This is a genomic window from Syntrophomonas sp. UBA5494 (genome assembly GCF_002426325.1).
The window spans coordinates 1-3,214 of the sequence record NZ_DIPG01000126.1 but is presented as its reverse complement, the minus strand read 5'-3'; the positions used below and the strand labels follow the sequence as shown (position 1 = coordinate 3,214).

The following is a 3,214-nucleotide window of genomic DNA, read 5'->3' as shown; positions in this document are numbered from 1 at the left end:
CCAATTTTCTCCAGTTCGCTGGCGCTTCTGCCATTCGCCATATTGGATAGTTCGCAAAGTGCGCTTTTGGGCATTACATCAAATTCTGTAACCGGCATGCCGCCCATCATTTTGGAGGCTACTTTCATGGCGGTAGTCTCTTGCATGGATAGTACTACATTTCCCTTCAAATCCCCCACCAGGCCTAATATGATATTAACGTCATTTTCGGTCTTGAGATGATCCCGCTTATTTAATCCAGTCCGGGCCAGGCTGTTTATACCCAACATTCCCGATACTTCTATCAAACCGGCAATAAAGGCGTTTACATACTTGACGTCCATCAGCTATTTCGCCTCCTTCATTACCACATTTATTTTGATGTTCCCGGCATCAGTCTGTAATAGAACGGAACAGGCGTTCAGCCTGACGTTAAACATACTCATACCCTCGCCGGCAAAGACGCTGGGAGGGGTCAGACGAATGCTGACACCGGAGTTGAGGTTGTTGATATCGGTGAGGGCATTGCCGCTGATGATGTTGGCAATCTCGGCGCCTGCCAGTAACACTTCCTCATTATTCACATTATCATACGCTTCTCCGGTCATGAGGCCGGCCAGTTTTATGGCTGTATCTTGGCTCATATCCAGGAAAAACCAGCCCTGCCATCCTCCGGTCAAACCTACCATAACGGTAAAACCCTGCGAGACGAAGTTGTCCCCTTCCGGTTCGGCCTGGCCTTTATTAATATTTAGATCCAGCAATTGCTTAAAAACATGATTACTGGCTCTAACAAATGGTGCAATTGTCTGAGCAAGATCCACTCTTTCACCTCTATTCGCTTATTACCTGCATGATTTTGGCAACCATATCTCCAGCTGTAAATGGTTTGGAGCAGAAATGGTTTATACCCCGTGACATAGCTTCCTCAACAATATTCTGGTCACTCATGGCGCTAAGCATAATGATTTTTTGCCGGGGATTTTTTTGCTTGATAATTAATGCCGCTTCCAGGCCATCCATGATTGGCATGGTAACATCCATGGTAATAATATCAGGATCAATCTTCTCGCAGAGTTCCACCGCATCCCTTCCGTTTCCCGCTTCCCCGACAATTTCAAATCCCTCCGGCACTAATGCCTTCTTAATCATCTTGCGGGTTACCGGAGAATCATCTACTGCCATCACCCTGATGGCACGCCCATCTTTACGCAAACCTTTCATGATCAATCCCCCTACTCTGAATGGTTATAAATCGGTTTAATTAGTGAATGGCAATCAACATTGCTCCAAACCTATCCGTATCAGCGATTAACTGCCTTAACGATCTCCCCGGCAATATCCCATATAGGCGCTACTATTTCCGCGCCGCCGCGTTTAATGGTCTCACCCGGCATGCCGAAAACAATAGCGCTTTCTTCCGACTCGGCAATGGTTATTCCACCTGCTTTACGGATATTTACCATAGAGTCTGCTCCATCGCTTCCCATTCCGGTCATGATCACCCCTACAGTTCTGGAACCGTAAACACCTAATACTGAATCCATCATGATGCTCACAGAGGGCATAAACAAATGATCAGGTTTGCTGGCGAGTCTTATCAAGACATCACCACCCGAATTTTTGACCAGATTAAGATGCCGACCCCCGCTGCCCACATAAAGTGCGCCTTTTTCCACCTTCATGCCTGCCTGAGCTTCCACCACTTCCAGCTGACAGGATTCGTTAAGCCTCCTGACAAAGGTGGCGGTAAAGTTAACCGGCATATGCTGCACCAGGAATAAGGAAGCATTTAGGTCGGGGGGAAGCAGGGGCAGAACCTCATAGATCACCTTGGGGCCTCCGGTAGAAATCCCCATGGCTACGGCTTTATGCATTTTACTGGTAGGGGGGGCTTTAAGCTTTAATTCCGGCTTTTTCCGGCTGCGGAACAATTGATCGGCAGCTCTACCATTTTGCTTGATACTGGCAGCCAGCCTGATTTTTTTTAAAAGCTCACCAGCCACGTTGTCCATGTTGCTGGAAACAGTCCCCCCCGGTTTGCCGATAAAATCGAATGCCCCCAGTTCCAGAGCCTCAAAGGTTGTTGCTGCGCCTTCCTGAGTAAGAGATGATACCATGATGACCGGACAGATTTTTTCATGAACGATGTATTGCAGGGCAGTTATCCCATCCTGCCCCGGCATGTTCACGTCCATGGTAATAACATCGGGCCTGTATTCCCGGGCTTTTTCCACTACATCATTGCCATCCCGGGCAGCGGCCACTACCTTGATCTCGGCATCGTTTTCCAGTATTCTCTTTAGGGTTTTGCGCATTAACGCAGAATCATCAGCTATCAGTACTCTTATCAAGCTTCTCGCCCCTGCCCTGTTTTTTTAGGTTTACCGGCCCTGGACGGGCTGGCTTTTCCGGTGCGGTCCAGATCCTGAAGCTTCTGCCATTCTTTCTCCACCAAAATGTTATCCAGATTAAGCATCATAATCATCCGGTTTTCCAGGTTGGCGATACCGTCCATGAAACTCTGCAAATGCTGGTTGCTGAGTATATCCGGAGCATCTTCCATAAGATTTCTGGAGATGCGTAGAACCTCCAAGACTTCATCAACAATGATGCCGACCTTTTTATTATTAATATCGCTTACGATCACCCGGGTAAATTCAGTGTAGTTTTTATACTCAATTTCGAAACGCTTGCGCAAATCAATGACTGGTATAACATCTCCGCGCAGATTGATAATCCCTTCGACGAAGCGGGGGGCGCGAGGCACCTTGGTTATTTTGGATAAACGGTTAATCTCCTGTACCTGGGTTATGCGCACGCCATACTGTTCATCCGCCAGCTTAAAGACCACCATCTGTTCCTCTTCCAAGCCATTTACAAGTCCCTCTTCTTCTTCCACCATAGTGACTTCTGTATTTTCCAGCGCACCGATATCTTTTAGTTCTTCCCTGATGATGATATCCCTGGGCTCTAAAAGCATAATGATGCGTTTGCCCCCCTCGACCCGGGCGATGCCCTGCAAGCGGTCGCCATTCTCATTGCTAAGGGCCTGGGGGGGAGCAAAAATGGTATCTTTCGGAATACGGGTCACTTCATATACCCGGTCTACCACCAGCCCAATACTGGCATTGTCTACATCGACTACGATCACCCGGGTACTGTCGGTGATGTCATCATGACCGGTATTGAGCTTGACACGCATATCTATGATCGGCATCAGGTTATCCCGCAG

At 48.0% G+C, this 3,214-nt stretch carries 5 protein-coding genes; all 5 read right to left on the bottom strand.

What is annotated here, in order from left to right; translation table 11 throughout:
* A partial coding sequence (locus tag B3W37_RS14240) for a chemotaxis protein CheX (RefSeq protein ID WP_483176188.1) occupies window positions 1-323 on the bottom strand: 323 nt, incomplete at its 3' end.
* Between the two features lie 3 nt (window positions 324-326).
* Window positions 327-803 carry a chemotaxis protein CheX gene (locus B3W37_RS14235; RefSeq protein ID WP_483176187.1) on the bottom strand — a complete coding sequence of 159 codons (477 nt, stop codon included), beginning with the start codon at window positions 801-803 and terminating at the stop codon, window positions 327-329.
* Window positions 804-813: 10 nt separating this feature from the next.
* On the bottom strand, window positions 814-1,203 hold the full coding sequence (locus B3W37_RS14230; protein WP_483169425.1) for a response regulator: 390 nt from the start codon (window positions 1,201-1,203) through the stop codon (window positions 814-816).
* Between the two features lie 80 nt (window positions 1,204-1,283).
* A complete protein-coding gene (locus tag B3W37_RS14225) occupies window positions 1,284-2,333 on the bottom strand; it encodes a protein-glutamate methylesterase/protein-glutamine glutaminase (protein WP_483176186.1) in 1,050 nt (349 codons plus the stop codon).
* Window positions 2,330-3,214 (bottom strand): chemotaxis protein CheW (locus B3W37_RS14220; protein ID WP_483176185.1); only part of this gene is annotated, 885 nt, incomplete at its 5' end. The genes B3W37_RS14220 and B3W37_RS14225, both read right to left, overlap by 4 nt.